The 16,202-nt window shown below is 59.8% G+C and carries 13 protein-coding genes and 1 pseudogene; 7 read left to right on the top strand and 7 right to left on the bottom strand.

The genetic code is table 11. The annotated features are described in order from the left end of the window. Position 1: 1 nt before the first annotated feature. The 3 genes from cybH to AB4Y32_RS34795 are packed head-to-tail and all read right to left on the bottom strand — an operon-like array spanning position 2 to position 3,693. A complete protein-coding gene (gene cybH, locus AB4Y32_RS34785; protein WP_368725641.1) occupies positions 2–712 on the bottom strand; it encodes a Ni/Fe-hydrogenase, b-type cytochrome subunit in 711 nt (236 codons plus the stop codon). 33 nt (positions 713–745) lie between these two features. Then, positions 746–2,536 carry a nickel-dependent hydrogenase large subunit gene (locus AB4Y32_RS34790; RefSeq protein ID WP_368725642.1) on the bottom strand — a complete coding sequence of 597 codons (1,791 nt, stop codon included), beginning with the start codon at positions 2,534–2,536 and terminating at the stop codon, positions 746–748. Next, complete coding sequence (locus AB4Y32_RS34795; protein WP_368725643.1) at positions 2,533–3,693, bottom strand: hydrogenase small subunit; 1,161 nt, start codon at positions 3,691–3,693, stop codon at positions 2,533–2,535. Before AB4Y32_RS34795 ends, AB4Y32_RS34790 begins: the two co-directional genes overlap by 4 nt. A gap of 811 nt (positions 3,694–4,504) precedes the next feature. Between AB4Y32_RS34795 and ectB the strand changes: the two genes are divergently transcribed. Beyond that, positions 4,505–5,773 (top strand): diaminobutyrate--2-oxoglutarate transaminase, encoded by a 1,269-nt coding sequence (gene ectB / locus AB4Y32_RS34800; RefSeq protein WP_368725644.1) that lies wholly within the window; start codon positions 4,505–4,507, stop codon positions 5,771–5,773. 97 nt (positions 5,774–5,870) lie between these two features. Here the strand turns inward: ectB and AB4Y32_RS34805 are convergent, their stop codons facing one another. Both AB4Y32_RS34805 and AB4Y32_RS34810 read right to left on the bottom strand, forming a co-directional pair. After that, positions 5,871–6,083, bottom strand: coding sequence for a hypothetical protein (locus AB4Y32_RS34805; RefSeq protein ID WP_368725645.1), 213 nt, complete (start codon positions 6,081–6,083; stop codon positions 5,871–5,873). A 19-nt stretch (positions 6,084–6,102) separates the two neighbouring features. Then, the gene (locus AB4Y32_RS34810; protein ID WP_368725646.1) at positions 6,103–6,462 is read right to left on the bottom strand and encodes a hypothetical protein; all 360 of its coding nucleotides are present in this window, start codon (positions 6,460–6,462) and stop codon (positions 6,103–6,105) included. Between the two features lie 155 nt (positions 6,463–6,617). On the opposite strand from AB4Y32_RS34810, the pseudogene AB4Y32_RS34815 reads away from it, so the two are divergent. Further along, positions 6,618–7,361, top strand: a pseudogene (locus AB4Y32_RS34815) (IS6 family transposase). Positions 7,362–7,906: 545 nt separating this feature from the next. Here the strand turns inward: AB4Y32_RS34815 and AB4Y32_RS34820 are convergent. Further along, complete coding sequence (locus tag AB4Y32_RS34820; RefSeq protein WP_368725647.1) at positions 7,907–8,233, bottom strand: hypothetical protein; 327 nt, start codon at positions 8,231–8,233, stop codon at positions 7,907–7,909. A 14-nt stretch (positions 8,234–8,247) separates the two neighbouring features. Between AB4Y32_RS34820 and AB4Y32_RS34825 the strand changes: the two genes are divergently transcribed. The 5 genes from AB4Y32_RS34825 (at position 8,248) to AB4Y32_RS34845 (ending at position 13,931) form a co-directional block, all read left to right on the top strand. After that, entirely contained in the window at positions 8,248–8,868 is a 621-nt protein-coding gene (locus tag AB4Y32_RS34825; protein ID WP_368725648.1) for a GNAT family N-acetyltransferase, read from the top strand. A gap of 467 nt (positions 8,869–9,335) precedes the next feature. Further along, on the top strand, positions 9,336–9,923 hold the full coding sequence (locus tag AB4Y32_RS34830) for an isochorismatase family cysteine hydrolase (RefSeq protein ID WP_368725649.1): 588 nt from the start codon (positions 9,336–9,338) through the stop codon (positions 9,921–9,923). Between the two features lie 82 nt (positions 9,924–10,005). Further along, entirely contained in the window at positions 10,006–11,031 is a 1,026-nt protein-coding gene (hypE, locus tag AB4Y32_RS34835) for a hydrogenase expression/formation protein HypE (protein WP_368725650.1), read from the top strand. Beyond that, entirely contained in the window at positions 11,025–13,400 is a 2,376-nt protein-coding gene (gene hypF / locus AB4Y32_RS34840) for a carbamoyltransferase HypF (protein ID WP_368725651.1), read from the top strand. The genes hypE and hypF overlap by 7 nt, the downstream gene beginning before the upstream one ends. A gap of 192 nt (positions 13,401–13,592) precedes the next feature. After that, positions 13,593–13,931, top strand: coding sequence for a hypothetical protein (locus AB4Y32_RS34845; protein ID WP_368725652.1), 339 nt, complete (start codon positions 13,593–13,595; stop codon positions 13,929–13,931). Positions 13,932–14,668: 737 nt separating this feature from the next. Here AB4Y32_RS34845 and AB4Y32_RS34850 read toward each other — a convergent pair. Further along, positions 14,669–15,847: a pectate lyase family protein gene (locus tag AB4Y32_RS34850; RefSeq protein WP_368725653.1), complete on the bottom strand. Its 1,179-nt coding sequence runs from the start codon at positions 15,845–15,847 to the stop codon at positions 14,669–14,671. Positions 15,848–16,202: the final 355 nt, after the last annotated feature.

The following is a 16,202-nucleotide window of genomic DNA, read 5'->3' on the forward strand; positions in this document are numbered from 1 at the left end:
GTCAGTTCTTGAACATCCGGAAGCCGCTGACCATCGTCGAGATCATGCTTTGTTTCGACATGACGTCTTCGCGAATCGCGGCATAGACGTGAATCATCACGAACAGCACTATGCTGCACATGCCGAGCCGGTGCCAGCTGTGCAGCGACAGGCTGTTTCCGCCGAGTGCCGCGATCGTCCAACCGAGCAGGCGCGAGGCCCAACTATCATTGCCAAGACCTTCGCCGTACAGGGCAAAGCCGCTGACGCTTGTCAATATAGCCACAATAAAAAAGCCAAACATCGCGATCTGGCCGAGCGGATTGTGGCCGACATATTTGCACGGGTAGCGTGCAAGGAACAGATACCAGCGCAATTCGTAGAGCAACTCTCGCCACCACTGGGTATCCCAGACGGGCACGACAAAAATCTCCCGCGCGAACGCGTTGCCGAGGAACGCGAAGCAAACGCGGAAGATCAGGCCGACCGCCAGTACATAGCCCGCGCAGAAGTGCCCAAAGCGGATATAACCCATCAGGAAATAAGCATGAGTTTCGCCCGACAGCGTCGGAAGCGGTTTTCCGACGAAATAGCCAGTACTGCAGAGCACTATCACCGACAAGACCGTTAGCCAATGCCATAGCCGCACCGGCGCCTCATACACATAGACCGACGTAATCCGCCTGCTGTCGACCTGCGAAGGGGCGTTGCCATCAAAACCATAGGTCTTCATATGTTGGTTCCTAGACATCGTTGCCTGGCCGTCTCAGCGCACCGTGACGTTGACGTGTTCTTCGCCGGCAGGTCCGATGACATGGGTGGAGCACGCAAGACATGGATCGAAGCTGTGCAGCGTGCGCAGGATCTCCAGAGGCTCGTCGGGACGGGCCATCTTCGTCTGAATCAGGCTCGCCTCGAATGCGCCAATCCGCCCCGCTTCATCGCGAGGACTGCCGTTCCACGTGGTCGGCACAATGCATTGATAGCTGTCGATCTTCGTGTCACGGATCTTCAGCCAGTGGCCCAGCGCGCCACGTGGTGCTTCGGTGAAACCCACTCCGCGTGCGGTCGACGGCCATGTCGACGGCTGCCATTTGTGGACATTTGCCGTCGATATGTCACCGGCCTTTATGTTGGCCATCAGCCGATCGAAGAAGTACTTCATTTTGTACGCGGCCCACTGACCTTCGAGCGCACGGGCCACGGTGCGGCCGAGCGTCGAGTTCAGCACGGCAAGTGGCACGTCGAGCCGCCTGAGGAGGGCATCGACCGGCTCGCGGATGTCCGTGCGGTTCTGATGATAGCCGATCAGGTAACGCGCAAGCGGACCGACCTCCATTGGGTGACCACGCCAGCGCGGTGCCTTGATCCATGAGTACCTGCCCGACTCGTCAATCTGCTCGATCCTCGTTTTACTTCCCCGGGTAGCCTGGCCGAGCTCGAAGTGCGGTTCGGTCTGGCCGTCATACGGGTGCAGGCCGTGCGTGCCCTCGGGATAGCGGTACCAAGAGTGCGCGACGAACTCTTGGATTTCATCGGGATTGCAGACGTCCACATCGTTGATCTCGTTGAAGTTGCCGTTGATCACCGCGCCGCGCGGCGCGAGCAGACTTTGGGCACTGTAGTCGTTTGCGTGGTCGGGGAAGTCGCCGTACGACAACACAGATTGCGAGGACAATCCGCCACCGATGGAACCCCAGTCCTTGTAGAAACTGGCGATTGCGATCACGTCCGGCAGATACACCTGATCGCAGAACTTGATCGTCTCATCGATGATTCGAGAAACGAGATTCAGACGCTCCATGTTGATTGCGCCTACCGCCCCCACGTCGTCGATGTTGATCGCACAGGGCATGCCCCCGACAAGCCAGTTCGGGTGCGGGTTCTTGCCTCCGAACACCGTATGTACCTTGACGATGTCCTTCTGGAAGTCGAGTGCTTCGAGGTAATGCGCAACCGCCATCAGATTAGCCTCCGGCGGTAGCCTGTACGCCGGATGGCCCCAGTAACCATTGCGGAACGGGCCAAGCTGGCCAGACTCGATAAAGCGCTTCAGCCGCGACTGCAGATCACGGAAATAGCCGGGTGACGACAGCGGCCAGTCGGAGATGCTTTGCGCAAGCTCCGAGGTGCGCTTCGTATCGGCCCGCAGCGCCGACACCACGTCGACCCAATCGAGTGCATGAAGATGATAGAAGTGGACGAGGTGGTCGTGCGCCCACAGCGTTGCCTGCATCAGGTTGCGGATCAGGTTCGCATTGTCGGGTATCGGGATGTTCAGTGCGTTCTCGACCGCGCGCACCGAGGTCAGCGCGTGCGCGCCGGTGCACACGCCGCAGATACGCTGGACGAATGCCCACGCGTCGCGCGGATCGCGGCCCTTCAGGATGACCTCCAAGCCGCGCCACATCGTGCCAGTGGAGACCGCGTTCGTAATGACGTTGTTGCTGTCGAGGTTGACCTCGCAACGCATGTGCCCCTCGATCCGCGTTATCGGATCGACGACAACACGACGCCCGGTGTTGTCGAGTGTGAAGCCCTGAGTCTGATAGCTCATTGGCGATTATCCTCTTGTGCTGCTTTATTATGTGCTTCGCCGAGCGATTTCAGTTCCTGCATCTTGACCGCTGAACTCTTGATCGCGCTGACGACTGCATGCGCCGCGATTGCAGCGCCAGCTGCACCCACCACCGCCAGACCGATACGGTCGGCATTCGATTCAACGCCGAACTGGTTAATGTCGACGACCCGGTCATAGAATGAGCCCTTGTCCCAGAAGCCGTTCTCCGAGCAGCCAAGACAGCCGTGTCCCGACTGGATCGGGAACGATACGCTGTCGTTCCAGCGCACTGTCGAGCACGCGTTGTAAGTGGTCGGTCCCTTGCAACCCATCTTGTACAGGCAATAGCCCTTGCGCGCACCCTCGTCGTCCCAGATCTCGACGAACTGGCCAGCGTCGAAGTGAGGCCGGCGATAGCACTTGTCATGAATGCGCTGCCCGTAGAACATCTTAGGTCGCCCCTGACGGTCGAGCGGCGGGATACGGTCGAACGTAACCACGTATGTGATGATTGCAGCCATTACCTCGGGAATCGGGGGACAACCTGGCACCTTGATTATCGGCTTGTCGAGAATCACGCCGGCGATCGGTGTTGCGCGAGTCGGGTTAGGCTTTGCTGCCTGCACGCAGCCCCATGATGCGCAAGCACCCCACGCGATCACCGCTTTGGCGTCCGCGGATACACGCTTGAGCTTTTCGATGAACGGCTCGCCGCCAGGAAAGCAGAACATGCCGTCTTCGTTCAGTGGCGGATTGCCCTCGACGGCGACGATATAGCTGCCCTTGTAGCGGGTCATGATGTCGTTCAGGATTGCTTCGGCCTGCATGCCGGCCGCCGCCATAATCGTGTCGTCGTAATCGAGCGAAATCATCGAGAAGATCGCGTCCTTCGCAAGTGGGTGAGAGGAGCGGATAAACGATTCAGTGCAGCACGTGCATTCGAGGCCATGCAGCCAGATTACCGGGGTCCGTGGTTTCGTTTCCAATGCGCGCGCGATACGAGGGATGAACGACGAACCGAGCCCTAGCGCCGTGGCGGTCAAACTGCAAAACTTGAGGAAACTGCGCCGCGTCGCCCCATGACTTCGCATGACATCGTAAAAGCTTTCCAAACCGCCCTCTTTTGCCGATAAATTTCCAGTAGGGAAGATCATTGCGGACCACAGAGCTACACAGCTGCAACTATTGGAGGTCGGAGCTGTCATTGATCTGTTCCTGTTGCTCCACACGCTGATCAGGCCCAGTCCGCGGACCGACTCTAAGCAGCTTTTGGGCCATGCCGGTCCGAACCCTCGTAAGGTACCGGACGGCGGAAGGTTGGCGGATATTTGTTGAGAAATTGCGCCGGGCTGAAAAATGTCCTTTTCCCGACAAAACAAACCCGTTACTAGCAAATGATCGACACAGTGCCGTGTAGCACTTCTGACTAAGACCTATTGAACGGTATGTCTAGCGACTTCGTCATGTTCGGGTGCGGCTCTTGCTAAACAAGCCGTGAACCCGCTCTCGCAACAACTGTAGATGCCATGAATCTCATGAAATGTATCGTGCCGATTCTTGTATCTACGAGAAGCCAATGACGCCGGTATCGCCAGACTAGAGCAACATGATGGTCTATATGGAGCACAAATGGACCGATTATTGAAAACCGGAGTACGAGGTAAATTGCACCGCGTTGCGTTTGCTTCGACGCGTTGGGCACATTGAAACCGTACGTCCCTGACATCGCACGTACGAGATCCATGAGCATCCCTCTCGCGCCACACCGTTAGCTCGCTCGTACCTCCTTTGCACGCGGATCTCCAGGTGCTGTGTGGTTGCATGCCAGCCGCGGTTATATATTCGTCACTCGTCTATTGCGCCCGGAACATCACGACTTCCTCCGGCTTGACTTGCGGAGAGATGACGCCAACGGAATGGCTAGGCGCAGATATAAATCCAATGCAGTGTTATGCCGGAGAATTCATGGAGCACATGATTGAGAAGCTAACGGAGCTAGAATCCAATGTCCGCACCTATTCGCGAGCTTTTCCAGTCGTCTTCTGCAAGGCGCGGGGCGCAGAGATCTACTCGGTCGATGGCCGACGCTATATTGATTTCTTAGCAGGCGCGGGAGCGCTCAATTACGGGCACAACCATCCGGCTTTGAAGGAGTCGATCATAGAGTATTTACGGGGCGACAACCTCGTTCATTCACTGGACCTTTGGACTGCAGCAAAATACGCTTACCTAGATACCTTTGACCGTCTGATATTGAAGGCTCGTGGACTTGACTACAAGGTGCATCTGACAGGACCCACTGGCACCAACGCGGTTGAAGCCGCCATTCGCTTAGCTCGGAAGATAAAGAAACGAAGTACCATTGTTTCCTTCACCAACGGCTTCCACGGCATAACCATGGGTTCGCTCGCCCTCACGGGAAATGCGAAGTTTCGGAGCGCAGCCGGTTTGCCGTCCATGGGCAACGCGTTAATGCCATTCGACAATTATTTGGGCAAAGGTGTCGATACCCTGAGGTATTTCAAAAAATGCCTGAGCGATCGCTCCAGCGGACTGGACTACCCAGCAGCTGTTATCGTTGAAGTGGTGCAGGGAGAAGGTGGAATCAATGTCGCTTCTCCGGCGTGGCTGCAAGAGCTGGAAACGGTCTGCCGAGATCAAGACATCTTATTGATCATCGACGACATCCAGGCGGGGTGCGGTCGGACCGGCCGGTTCTTCAGCTTCGAGCACGCTGGGGTGGTGCCGGATCTCGTGACCAACTCGAAATCGCTGTCGGGATTTGGATTGCCTTTCTCGCAGGTCTTGATTCGCCCTGAGCATGATCAGTGGGAGGTAGGGCAATACAACGGTACGTTCCGCGGAAACAATGCGGCCATGATTACCGGTGCGAAAGCACTGGAATACTTTTGGTCGGACGATGCTTTCGCAGACGAGATCCGGCGCAAAGGAGAAATAGTCAGGAAAGGCTTTCTCGAGCTGATAGATTTATTGCGATATCGTCAAGTTGAGGCGGAGGAACGCGGGCTCGGACTGATGCGTGGCATTGACGTTCAATCAGGCGCCTTGGCGACCAAGATTACTGGCGAGGCGTTCCGACAGGGACTAGTCATCGAAACATCCGGCCATTCCGGCCAGGTAATAAAGTGTCTTTGTCCGCTGGTGACCACCGATGATCAGATCGAGGAAGCAATGCAGATACTGAGGTGCAGCATCGACAACGTGCTCGGATAGGTGTTGGTTCCTGCGCGGCTGCCGGTTTGAAAATGGATAAGTATGGGCAGTCTTCGGGCTTTGTCGCGATAAGCGTCGGGTATCATGTGCCATGCAACTAGTTGCGCGTTTCGAGCAGGCTCGGCGCAGCGCGGTTGGACAAGCCAATGGGATGGGAAGGAATCGCGGCTGCCAGGCGTGCGATGCGACGATGTGTGTCGTCGTGCGAATGGTTCGACATGACGCGGGCGAGGGTGACCACGGCGTGATGGCCTGCGACGAAACAAAGGTTTTGAAGCGAGTGATCAGCTTCAGCCCGAAGGTTGATCATCGTGTAGGCGAGAGGGTTTTCAATGCGTAGTGCAGGTGGCTGAGTCGCTCGAAGCGCAGCAGCAGGCGCTGGAACTTGTTTCCCACGCGAACACCCTCTCGATTGTCCTGAACCGTTCTTTAAAGACGGCCGGATCGAACAGTGGCGTGCGCCCGCGCTTTGGTCCCTTTCTGCCGGGGGAATTAGCGTTGATCACCATGCCGCGATTGAAAAGGGGTTTGCGGTTCTCCCGGCAATCGTACACGCCATCCAGGCTCATGACCGTGCCCCGTAGATCCAGCCCCACCGCACGGGTGATGCTCGCGAGGCGCGTCAGTGCTTCTCGTAACAGCGGCGATTCATCGCGATTGCCCGGTGCTCTGACGAACGGCGCGATCACGTTGCAATTCCGGTCACACAGGGCAACCACCTTGCAGCCTTCTTCTTGTGGCCGCTGAAGCCGAGATTGTCCCCGCCTTTCTTCGCCGACTCTGGTGCAAATAGCGCGGGGGCGAATCGGTTAAGGTGTCGGGCTGAGCGAATTGAGAACCGACGATGAGCAAGCTGAAGAGTCTGGACGAACTGTTCGCAGGCCGTCACTTTGACCGCGATGTGATCATTCTGTGTGTTCGCTGGTACCTGCACTACAAGCTTAGCCCTGCGCGATCTGGTCGAAATGAAGGCGGAACGGAGCCTGTCGCTGGCGCACACGACAATCCTGCGCTGGGTGCGGCGCTTTACGCCGGAGTTCGTCAAACGGTTGGAGCCGCTTCGGCAGGCCCACCGGCCAGTCGTGGCGCGTCGACGAGACTTGTCTCGAGCTTGCGCGGCAAGTGGATCTATCTTTATCGGGCGGTGGATCCGGTGGGCCAGACGGTAGACTTCATGCTCAGTGCCAAGCGCGACGTGAAGGCGACAAAAGCCTTTTTCAGGAAGGCAATCAAACATCAAGCCCAGCCGCCACCGAAGACCATCACGCTTGATCGTTATGCAGCCTCGCACAGCGCCGTGCGCGAGATGAAGGCCGATGGCTTGCTGCCTGAGGGCGCGAAGGTCCGATCCTCGAAATATCTCAATAATCTGGTCGAGCAGGACCACCGCAACATCAAGTCCCGGACGAAAGTCATGCTCGGCTCCAAACGTTTCAGGAACGCAGCGATCACTCTCTCAGGTATTGAGTTGGTACATCGTATTCGCAAGGGTCGCACGCTGGTCGCCGTCCGCGGCAAGCATCTCAACGTCTCCCTGACCGCGATTGCCGGGAACTGGCGGCATTCGCGGGGGATCCCCCGCGAATGACTGCTGCCGACCCAGCCTCAATCGCACACGCGCTGATTACGGCAACATTGAACAATCAGCGGAGGAACAACAGTCTGCTGAAGACATGCGCAGCACGGTCCGCGAAAAATCCGCCACGATACTACGAGACAGCCTTTACGGCAGACTCTCGGACAGAGAGCGCGGCAGGTTCGCAAGACGGAACCCTGTAATGTGAGGAGCCAACCCACGGATACCGGCCGAATCCACCGTCGACGTTACAGGCTGCGCCGCTCCCAGCTGATGGTTTCCGCTTCTACCCAGCGCAATCGAAACACGCGTTTTGCAGCAGCTACGCCGACCGCGGCAAGCTTCATCAGGGGTTCTCCGTCGGTCAACGTTTCGAGCCTGTACTTTGGCACATCCGATGCGCGGCAGCGACCCAGAAGCGATAAGTCTGGTCTCACCTACGCTATTGCGACAGAACCCGTGCCTCTCACCATATTTCCACCGGAACGGTAGACATCGGCCTGATGCAGGTCAATTCCATCCACTTTCTGCATTGCGCGTGCAGTTGATCGATGCGATTATCCTCCGTACTCCTGAGATGAACGCCCGACGATCACGTCAATATGGTTCTGAAACATGATCACGCGCACGATCAAGACCCGGCGGACGAAGCGCGCCTCGTCGAACACCTCGTCAAGCTCAACGCGCCGTTCGTGTCTTACTTCGTTGAAGTCGCGCACAGCGCGCGCTTGCCGGCACCGAATCCCTGAGACGGCTATGACGGAACCGGTTGCGGCGGTCACCACTGTGGCCGAAAGCCGGCGCGCTCGCGTGTGCTGCACGCCGTCCTCCGCGCAGCGCGCGATGCGTCGCCGCGGCGCGATTTCCCTGATTCGGTATTTCACTGCATGAGGGCTCTATGACATTTGAATGGCCGTCATCGTTGTCGCGACAGGACATGACCGAGCTGGTCGACCTGATGAATACGGTATCGACGCGCGAGACGACGCTCGGATTCTTCGAACCCATCACCGCGTCGACCGGTCTCGAGATGATGGAGTCTCTCGATGCCGACCTCCGCGCGCGCGCGGTTGACCTGCTGATCGCACGCGAGCTGCCGGGCGGTCGGATCGTTGGCATGCTGATTCTCGCGCGTCAAGCGTTGCCCGCGCGGCGGCACATCGTCGAAATGAAGCGCTGCGTGATCGAGCCTGGGTATCGAGGGCGGTTCGTGCTCGACGGCTGGCGGCTTGCGCTCGAACGTGTCAAGGAGATGGGCTGCGAAATGATCGTCATTGATGTACGCAGCGATGGTAAGGCCGAGCAGCTATGGCGTCGTCTTGGTTTCGTTGAGTACGGCCGACTCGACGACTTCGCGCGCGTGAACGGCCGCGTGATCACGGGTTATTTTCTGCGCGCGTACGTGGACGACGTGATCGCCTACCAGCAGCGCACGAAAACGTTCTGGCACCGCTCGGACACGCCGATTCTCGGTGAGTCCGAGTTCGAGACCACGTCCGTCCAGCGGGACGACGCATGACGCCAGCCCACGTTGGCGTCGCTCCTCGCGATGTGCGTGCAGGGTGTGTGGGCCGCTCATGCGAACCATGCGGTTGGGCCGTGGATCGTGGGCCGCGCAGCCGTAGTGTAGGGCATCTGCAGCTTCGGGATGACTTACGCGGTGACTCGGCTGATCACGTGGCTGGCCGTGCGATTCCGGTGCGACCCGCCGGCGCCACACGCCGCGAAGGCGATCGTACTCGCGATCGGCTGGGGATTCTGGTCGCGCAAGTGCTCGCGCACTGGCTGGCCGACACGCCGCATATCGCGGCGAAGATCCCGCCGGCCGCTTCGCTCTGTACGATCTATTGCACGGCTGACACGATCGGCCGCGTGGAGCTCGACGCGCGCCGTGCGGGCGTTGGCGCAGCGAAAACAACCATCGCGCCGCTGCGGCCGTCAGCGCGACCGTGGCCGTCACTCACCTATCCGACAGGAATGCATGACATGGCAAGCAACATTGCGGTTCTGACGAATGATCTCCAGTACGAACTGGTAAACAAGAATCCCGAGCGCATTCGCGCCGTGGCCGACGCGAAGGACAATTTCTGCCGGTTTCTAGACGGCATGCGGGACCGAGGCTGTGAGATCGTACACCTGCAACTCATCAATCGAGAAGACGACGCGAACGCCGAGCGGTACAACGGGTATCTGCCTGTGACGAAAGGTAGCGAAGGCGCACAGATAATCGCCGATTTCCTCGTCGAATCGGATCTGGTCGTCGAAAAGAACAAGGACAGCGGCTTTTACGAGACCGATCTCCACGAAATGCTCCAGGCGCGCGGCGTCGACACCGTGGTCGTGACCGGCATGCAGACGCAGATCTGCGTGCAGACCACGGCGGCGGATGCGTTCTTTCGTGGATACAACATCTGGGTGCCGTCCGACTGTGTCGTGTCCGCGCAGGAAACGGACAAGAAGCGAGCGCTCGAATGGCTCGATGCCTATTGCGCGACCGTGACCGAATCGGCCGAGGTACTACGCACGATCGACGCGTTCGGTCGCCTGCCTCGCAAGGTGATCAAGACGCCTTGACGCACAGACTCGCCGGTCGCGGTGCCGCACACGCGGCCAGCGGACGACAGCATGTATCCCGAAACTTTCGATCGAAGCATCCATGAATATCAATGATCTTTCGCGCTCGGCGATCGTACTCGACCACGGCACGGGTGCCAAACTCAGCCGCGAACTGGTAGAAATGATCGTGTCGGTGCTGGGCGATACCTTTATCGGCGAAATGGAGGACAGCGCGCTGCTCGACGTCGACGGTGGATACCTCGCGATGACGACGGATTCATTCGTCGTCGATCCACCGCTGTTCGGCAACGGCGACATCGGCAAGATCGCGGTGTGCGGTACCGTCAACGATCTGGCGGTGATGGGAGCGACGCCGAAGTTCCTGTCGCTCGCACTGATTCTCGAGACGGGTCTGCCCTTGAGCACCCTGGTGCGAGTGCTGGAGTCGATTCGCGACACGGCGCGCGAAGCGAACGTAAAGATCGTCGCGGGCGATACAAAGGTCGTCGGGAAGGGCGAAGCGGATCGGATCTTCATCAACACGACGGGCGTTGGATTCTTCGGGCGCGCTCCACTGCGGATGAAGCATGTGCGGCCGGGCGATCGCGTTATCCTGAGCGGGTGGATCGGCAATCACACGATCCACCTGTTATCGATTCGCGAAGGGCTCGGATTCGAGACGCGCGTGCTGAGCGATTGCGCGCCGCTCAACCGTATGCTGGCCATGCTGTTTGACGCGATGCCGGAAAACGCGCTGCGCTCGGTGCGCGACGTCACGCGCGGCGGCTTGTCGGCCGTGATGCACGAATATGCGTCCGCGCTCGATTCGACGATCGAAATTCGTGAAGCCGACCTACCGATCCAGGCGGAGACCGCGATGGCGGCCGACATGCTCGGCGTCGATCCGATCAATATGGCGAACGAAGGCTGCCTTTGCCTGTTCGTCGCGCCGGAGCATGTCGAGCAGGTGCTCACGGTGCTGCGCGGTCATCCATACGGCAGGCAGGCGGTCGAGATTGGCGAGGTGCGCGACGCGGGCGATCGCGCAGTCGTCATGCGCACCCGCAACGGCGAGCAGCGCACGATTGAGGAACTGGCAGGCGCGGAGTTGCCGCGCCTATGTTGACCGGCAACGCAACCGCCGTCGCTCCGCACGCCGGCGCGAACGGGCCGATTCGATTGCGCGTGCGTGTTACCGGCGTGGTGCAGGGCGTCGGCTTCCGGCCGTTCGTGTACCGGATTGCGACGTCGCGCGCGTTGCGCGGTTGGGTGCTGAACGATGCCGACGGTGTACTGATAGAGGTGGAGGGCGACGCGCACGCACTGGCCGATTTCGCTGCGGCACTACGCTCGGAATTGCCGCCACTTGCGCGCGTAGCGTCGCTGCAGTCGCACTGCGTCGCGCCGCTGCTTGACGCGACGGAGCGCTTCGTGATCCGGGACAGCGAGCCTAGCGGCAGTAACCTAGCGCAACTGCCTGCGGATTCGCACGTGTGCGATGCCTGCTTGGGCGAGATGGCAGATCCGGCCAACCGGCGCTATCGCTATCCCTTCATTAACTGTACAAACTGCGGGCCGCGCTTCTCGCTGATCAAGGCGATTCCGTACGATCGCATCAATACGACGATGCGCGCGTTCACGATGTGTACCCGGTGCGAAGCGGAGTACCGCGATCCGTCCAACCGCCGCTATCACGCGCAACCGAATGCGTGTCCGGAATGCGGGCCGCGGGTGGAGCTATATGATGCAGACCGGATGCTGTCGGCCGGCGACGACGCGTTGCGCGCGGCGATCGACGCGCTACGCACGGGCCTGACGGTCGCGGTCAAGAGCGTCGGCGGCTTTCATCTCGTCGTGGACGCGCGCAATCCGGACGCGGTCGCGCGGCTGCGCGACCGCAAGCGCCGCAATTCTAAGCCGTTCGCGCTGATGATGGCGTCGGTCGAGACGGCTCGGCGCTGGACCGACTGCAGCGAACTTGAGGCGCAATGGCTGAGGTCGCCCGGCCGGCCAATCGTGCTACTGCGCAAGTTAAACGGCGTTGGCCTGGCGGAGAACGTCGCACCGCGCAATCCGAACCTCGGCGTGATGCTGCCGTCGGCGCCGCTGCATTACCTGCTGCTGTCCGATCCCGACCTGCCGGCACTGGTGATGACGAGCGGAAACGTGTCTGAATTTCCGATTGCGTATCGCAACGAGGAGGCACTCGCGCGCTTGTTCGAGGTGTCCGACCTGGTGCTGCTGAACGACCGCGACATCGCGATTCGTATCGACGACTCCGTGATTCGTTGCTCGAACCACCCGCAGTTGCCCGAACCGCAGATCAGTTTCTTCCGGCGCGCGCGAGGCTTCGCGCCATACGTAATAGAAGTCGGGCGATCGATGGCGCCAGTAGTCGCCTATGGCGCGGAACTGAAGACGACAGTCGCGCTCGCGGATCGCGAGCGAATCTATGTGAGCCAGCATATCGGCGATCTCGGCAACGACGACACGTTTCGTTCGCACCAGACGATCGCGTCGCACTTGGCAGACCTGTATCGCGTGAAGCCTACAGTGGCCGCCTGCGATCTGCATCCATCGTTCCGGTCGACCCGGCTCGCGTCGGACACACATGTGTCGCGTCAGCAGGTCCAGCATCACCATGCACACATGGCGTCGTGCCTCGCCGACAACGGACTCGACGGACCGGCCATCGGAGTGATTCTGGACGGCGCCGGCTATGGCATCGACGGCACGATCTGGGGCGGCGAGTTTTTCATCGGCGACGCGCGGGCGGTGCAGCGCGCGGGACACTTGCGTTACCTGTCGCTGCTCGGCGGCGACAAGGCGGTGCATGAACCGGTGCGCACGGCACTCGCACTTGCGCTCGAATCGTTCGACGGCGATGAAGGCATGCTGGCGTGCGTGCCCGCGCTTGCGGCGCTTGGCCATGAAGCGCGGCACGTGTACGCGACGATGTGGCGGAAGAGCATCAACGTGACGCGCACGTCGAGCATGGGGCGGTTGTTCGACGGCGTCGCGGCGCTGGCGGGCGTTTGCTCGCGGGCGGAATATGAAGCACACGGGCCGATCGAATTCGAGGGGCTGCTTGCGCGCGACCTGGCGATGAGCAAACCGTATCGTTACGCTTTTGACCCGTCCGCCGACGCGCCGGTCGAGCTTGACTACCGGCCGCTCGTGCGGCAGGTCGTGTCGGATACTGCCGGTAGCGTCGAGCTGGCGACGATCAGCCGGCGCTTTCATTCGACGATCGTACTGGCGATTGCGTCGCTGTGCGATCTGCTGCGTAGCCGGCATGCGCTCGACACGGTCGTGCTGAGCGGCGGCGTGTTCCTGAATGAATTTCTGCTGGTGAATACACTGGTCGAACTTCGGCGGCGAGGCTTCGACGTACATGCGCATCGCGACGTGCCGACCAACGACGGCGGTATTGCACTCGGGCAAGCGGTCGTCGCGAGCGCGAGAATCACAGCGGAACGCAAGTCCGTCATATAAATGGCTCTTTCAGGGATTGAGCCGACGAACAGACCAGATGCTGAATTGTTCGATCTATCCGATATGTTCGAGGTAGTTCGGCAACGCTGGCGCGCGCACGTGGCCGACAGCGATGGGAAGGAGTGTCTCGACTGCCTGTCTCGCGCCGGCACGCTGGAGCTGAGCCACAATCACCCGTACGTCTGCGACTGAGTGATTGAATATTTTCAGCCGGACCAACTGCTCCAGGCGCTCGACCTCACGACGCCCGCGAAGAGTTGCTTCATCGAAGCGCCGTTCGATGCGCTGCCAGAAATGTTCGCGCGGCAGGCCCGCATCCAGTTCTGCGGGCCGTCCGACTCGGACGCGACCGAGGCCGTCGTCAAGCCGATGAAGACGGCCACCGGCCAGCGTTCGGTGCTGGCGTTTCGCGGCCGATATCATGGCATGACCGCGGGTGCGTTCGCCCTGACGGGCAACCTGAACGCGAAGACGGACGTCGCATCGCTGATGGCGGACGTGCATTGCGTACCGCTGCCCCTTCCGCGCTGACGGGGCGGGTACGGAAGCACTCTCGCTAGCGTACATTGAGCGCGTGCTGAATGATCCCGAAAGCTGCATCGTCGCGCCTGCCGCGGTCATCGTCGAGGCGGTGCTGGGCGAAGGCGGGCTGATTCCAGCGCCGCCCTCGTGACTACGGGGGCGCGCGGCCTTACCGAACGTTTCGGCATCCCACTGCTGATCGACGATTCAGACGGGACTCGGCCGGACCTGAACGATGTTCGCGTTAGACCTGGCGGGGCATCGTGCCCGACGCGCCCCTGATCTCGAAGGCCATTGGCGGCGGCTTTCCACTGTCCGAAGTGCTGTATCAGGAAAGCGATGTCAGGTAGCCGACGATCTCCAACGGGGACTGCGGCGATATACGACCATCTAGAAGCTTCTCTACAACCACTACGTCATCGCGACGAAGTTCGACGCGCCCGACATTGAAGCCTTTGCGGTCAAGGTAAGACCAGAGGCCGGCGGTGCGACTACGGACCGACCCAACAGCGGGGGCTTCGACCGGCCTGAATACGGAACCCTCACTTTCACCCTGAAGTGAAACGCGCTCCCGCCTGCACATACCGATCACCGTTGCGTTTTGCACGGCGGGGAATCCCAATCTGCGAACGAATATTTCTGCGGCACCCCGCGATACGTCGCTGGCGACCGTCGGCCTTTACTGACGTCGATGCCCGTGAGACAAATCCAACAGCCACGGGCAGTCGTCCTGTTCATGCTTGCCACTAGCGAGGACCGAAGGTCTGCACGGCTTTGAGAATAGATGAGGCTGTTCCGGCCCGATACGCGTAACCGACAGGCGCGAGTGAAAAAGCCTCGCCCCTTGCCGATCTGCCGGTGGTCTGGTCGTACCGGTTTGCGTTCTCATGGAAAGCGTAGACGTCGCCCGGCGAATCAAGGCCAACCTGAATGCTCTGGTTTGTCCTGAAAAAATAGTTGTTTTCCGAATAGACAACGCCGCCGCTGCCAATCTGCAGAGCGTTGTACTGGGTCTCGTCTGACCCAGCCGCCGTGAGGCCAGTGGGTGTCGCTCCGTTATCGAAATAGTTGTCGTAGGCGTGAATCCAGCCCCGCAGCAGCGGACGTCCCTTTAGGTTCGGGCCGAACTGGTTGTGGTGCAACGTGACATGCAGCCTGTTCCCTCCATATGCATAAGAATCCTGCCTGTTTGCGCCAACCAGCATCGCCAGACGTTCATTGGCCAAGTCCTGGTTCTTGCCCGCCCAGTTCCACATAGGATCGGGATGCATCGTCAGCCACTCGCTGGTGAAATAGAACCGGCTATAGGAAACCGTCACCCTATCCGACGACAGTGTCACGCTCATTAGGTCGTCGCTCGTATCGTAGAACGCACAATGATCGACCCACGCATTGGTGACCCGTCGAAGCGACACGCCTTCATAATTGATACCGGCGTTACTGGATGTGCCGTAAACTTGAGCGGGCAGGGCCTGAAGGTCCCGGATAACGCCATGAAAGGTGATGTTTCTGATCACGACATTCTGGATGTTCTTGCCTGCCGGCAGCATCTCGCCGTCAAATTTGAGCTGGATGTTTTTCAGCACTGCACTGCCTCCACTGACGCCTTCGATCGTCGTGTTGTTCCAGTCTGTGGTGGCGAAGGTGACGGTCGTCAGTCGCGGCCCGCCGTAAATTTCCCCCTTGACAAGAATGTGGTGCTGTCGCGCGTTGAATGCGGCCAGCAGATCAGCGAGGCTGGCAACCGTGACGGCGGAATCGTCTGACCCGGTCGCCGTTGCGAAGCCGCCGGTGTTCGTCGGCAGGCGCGCGGTGATTGCTGCCTCACTGGACTGCGAGCCTGTCGCTGCTGACGGATCTGGCGCAGAAGACGCCCCATGCGCGCTGCCACGAGCGCACAGTAGATTTGCGATTAATATTGTCATGAGTAGCCGCCAATTCATTCGTTTCTTCCATTCGAGAATGCATAAAGCCAGGAACCGGCAATGGGCAGATGCCCGGCCCAAGGTGCATTCGGTTTAAACATCGGTGCACGCCCGCATCAGGCTGCGCAATCTGATGCGCGCATGGGCGACGTGAATGTTAACGCAGCTCTGCGCGCGCCCAGGATTGTGATGGCGGACACAGTCATACCCGTGAGCGCGGATTGGCAGCGTTAAGAAGGATTGCTATGTAATATTTTCGGCTTGCCATGGTCTGCGTATCCGGCACGCGCGGCGGACACTGACGGCGCATCGGGGAAAGAGGATCGAAGCTGGTGATCAGCATCGGCATGTTATA

This window comes from Paraburkholderia phymatum (assembly GCF_040965635.1).
GTDB lineage: Bacteria > Pseudomonadota > Gammaproteobacteria > Burkholderiales > Burkholderiaceae > Paraburkholderia > Paraburkholderia phymatum_B.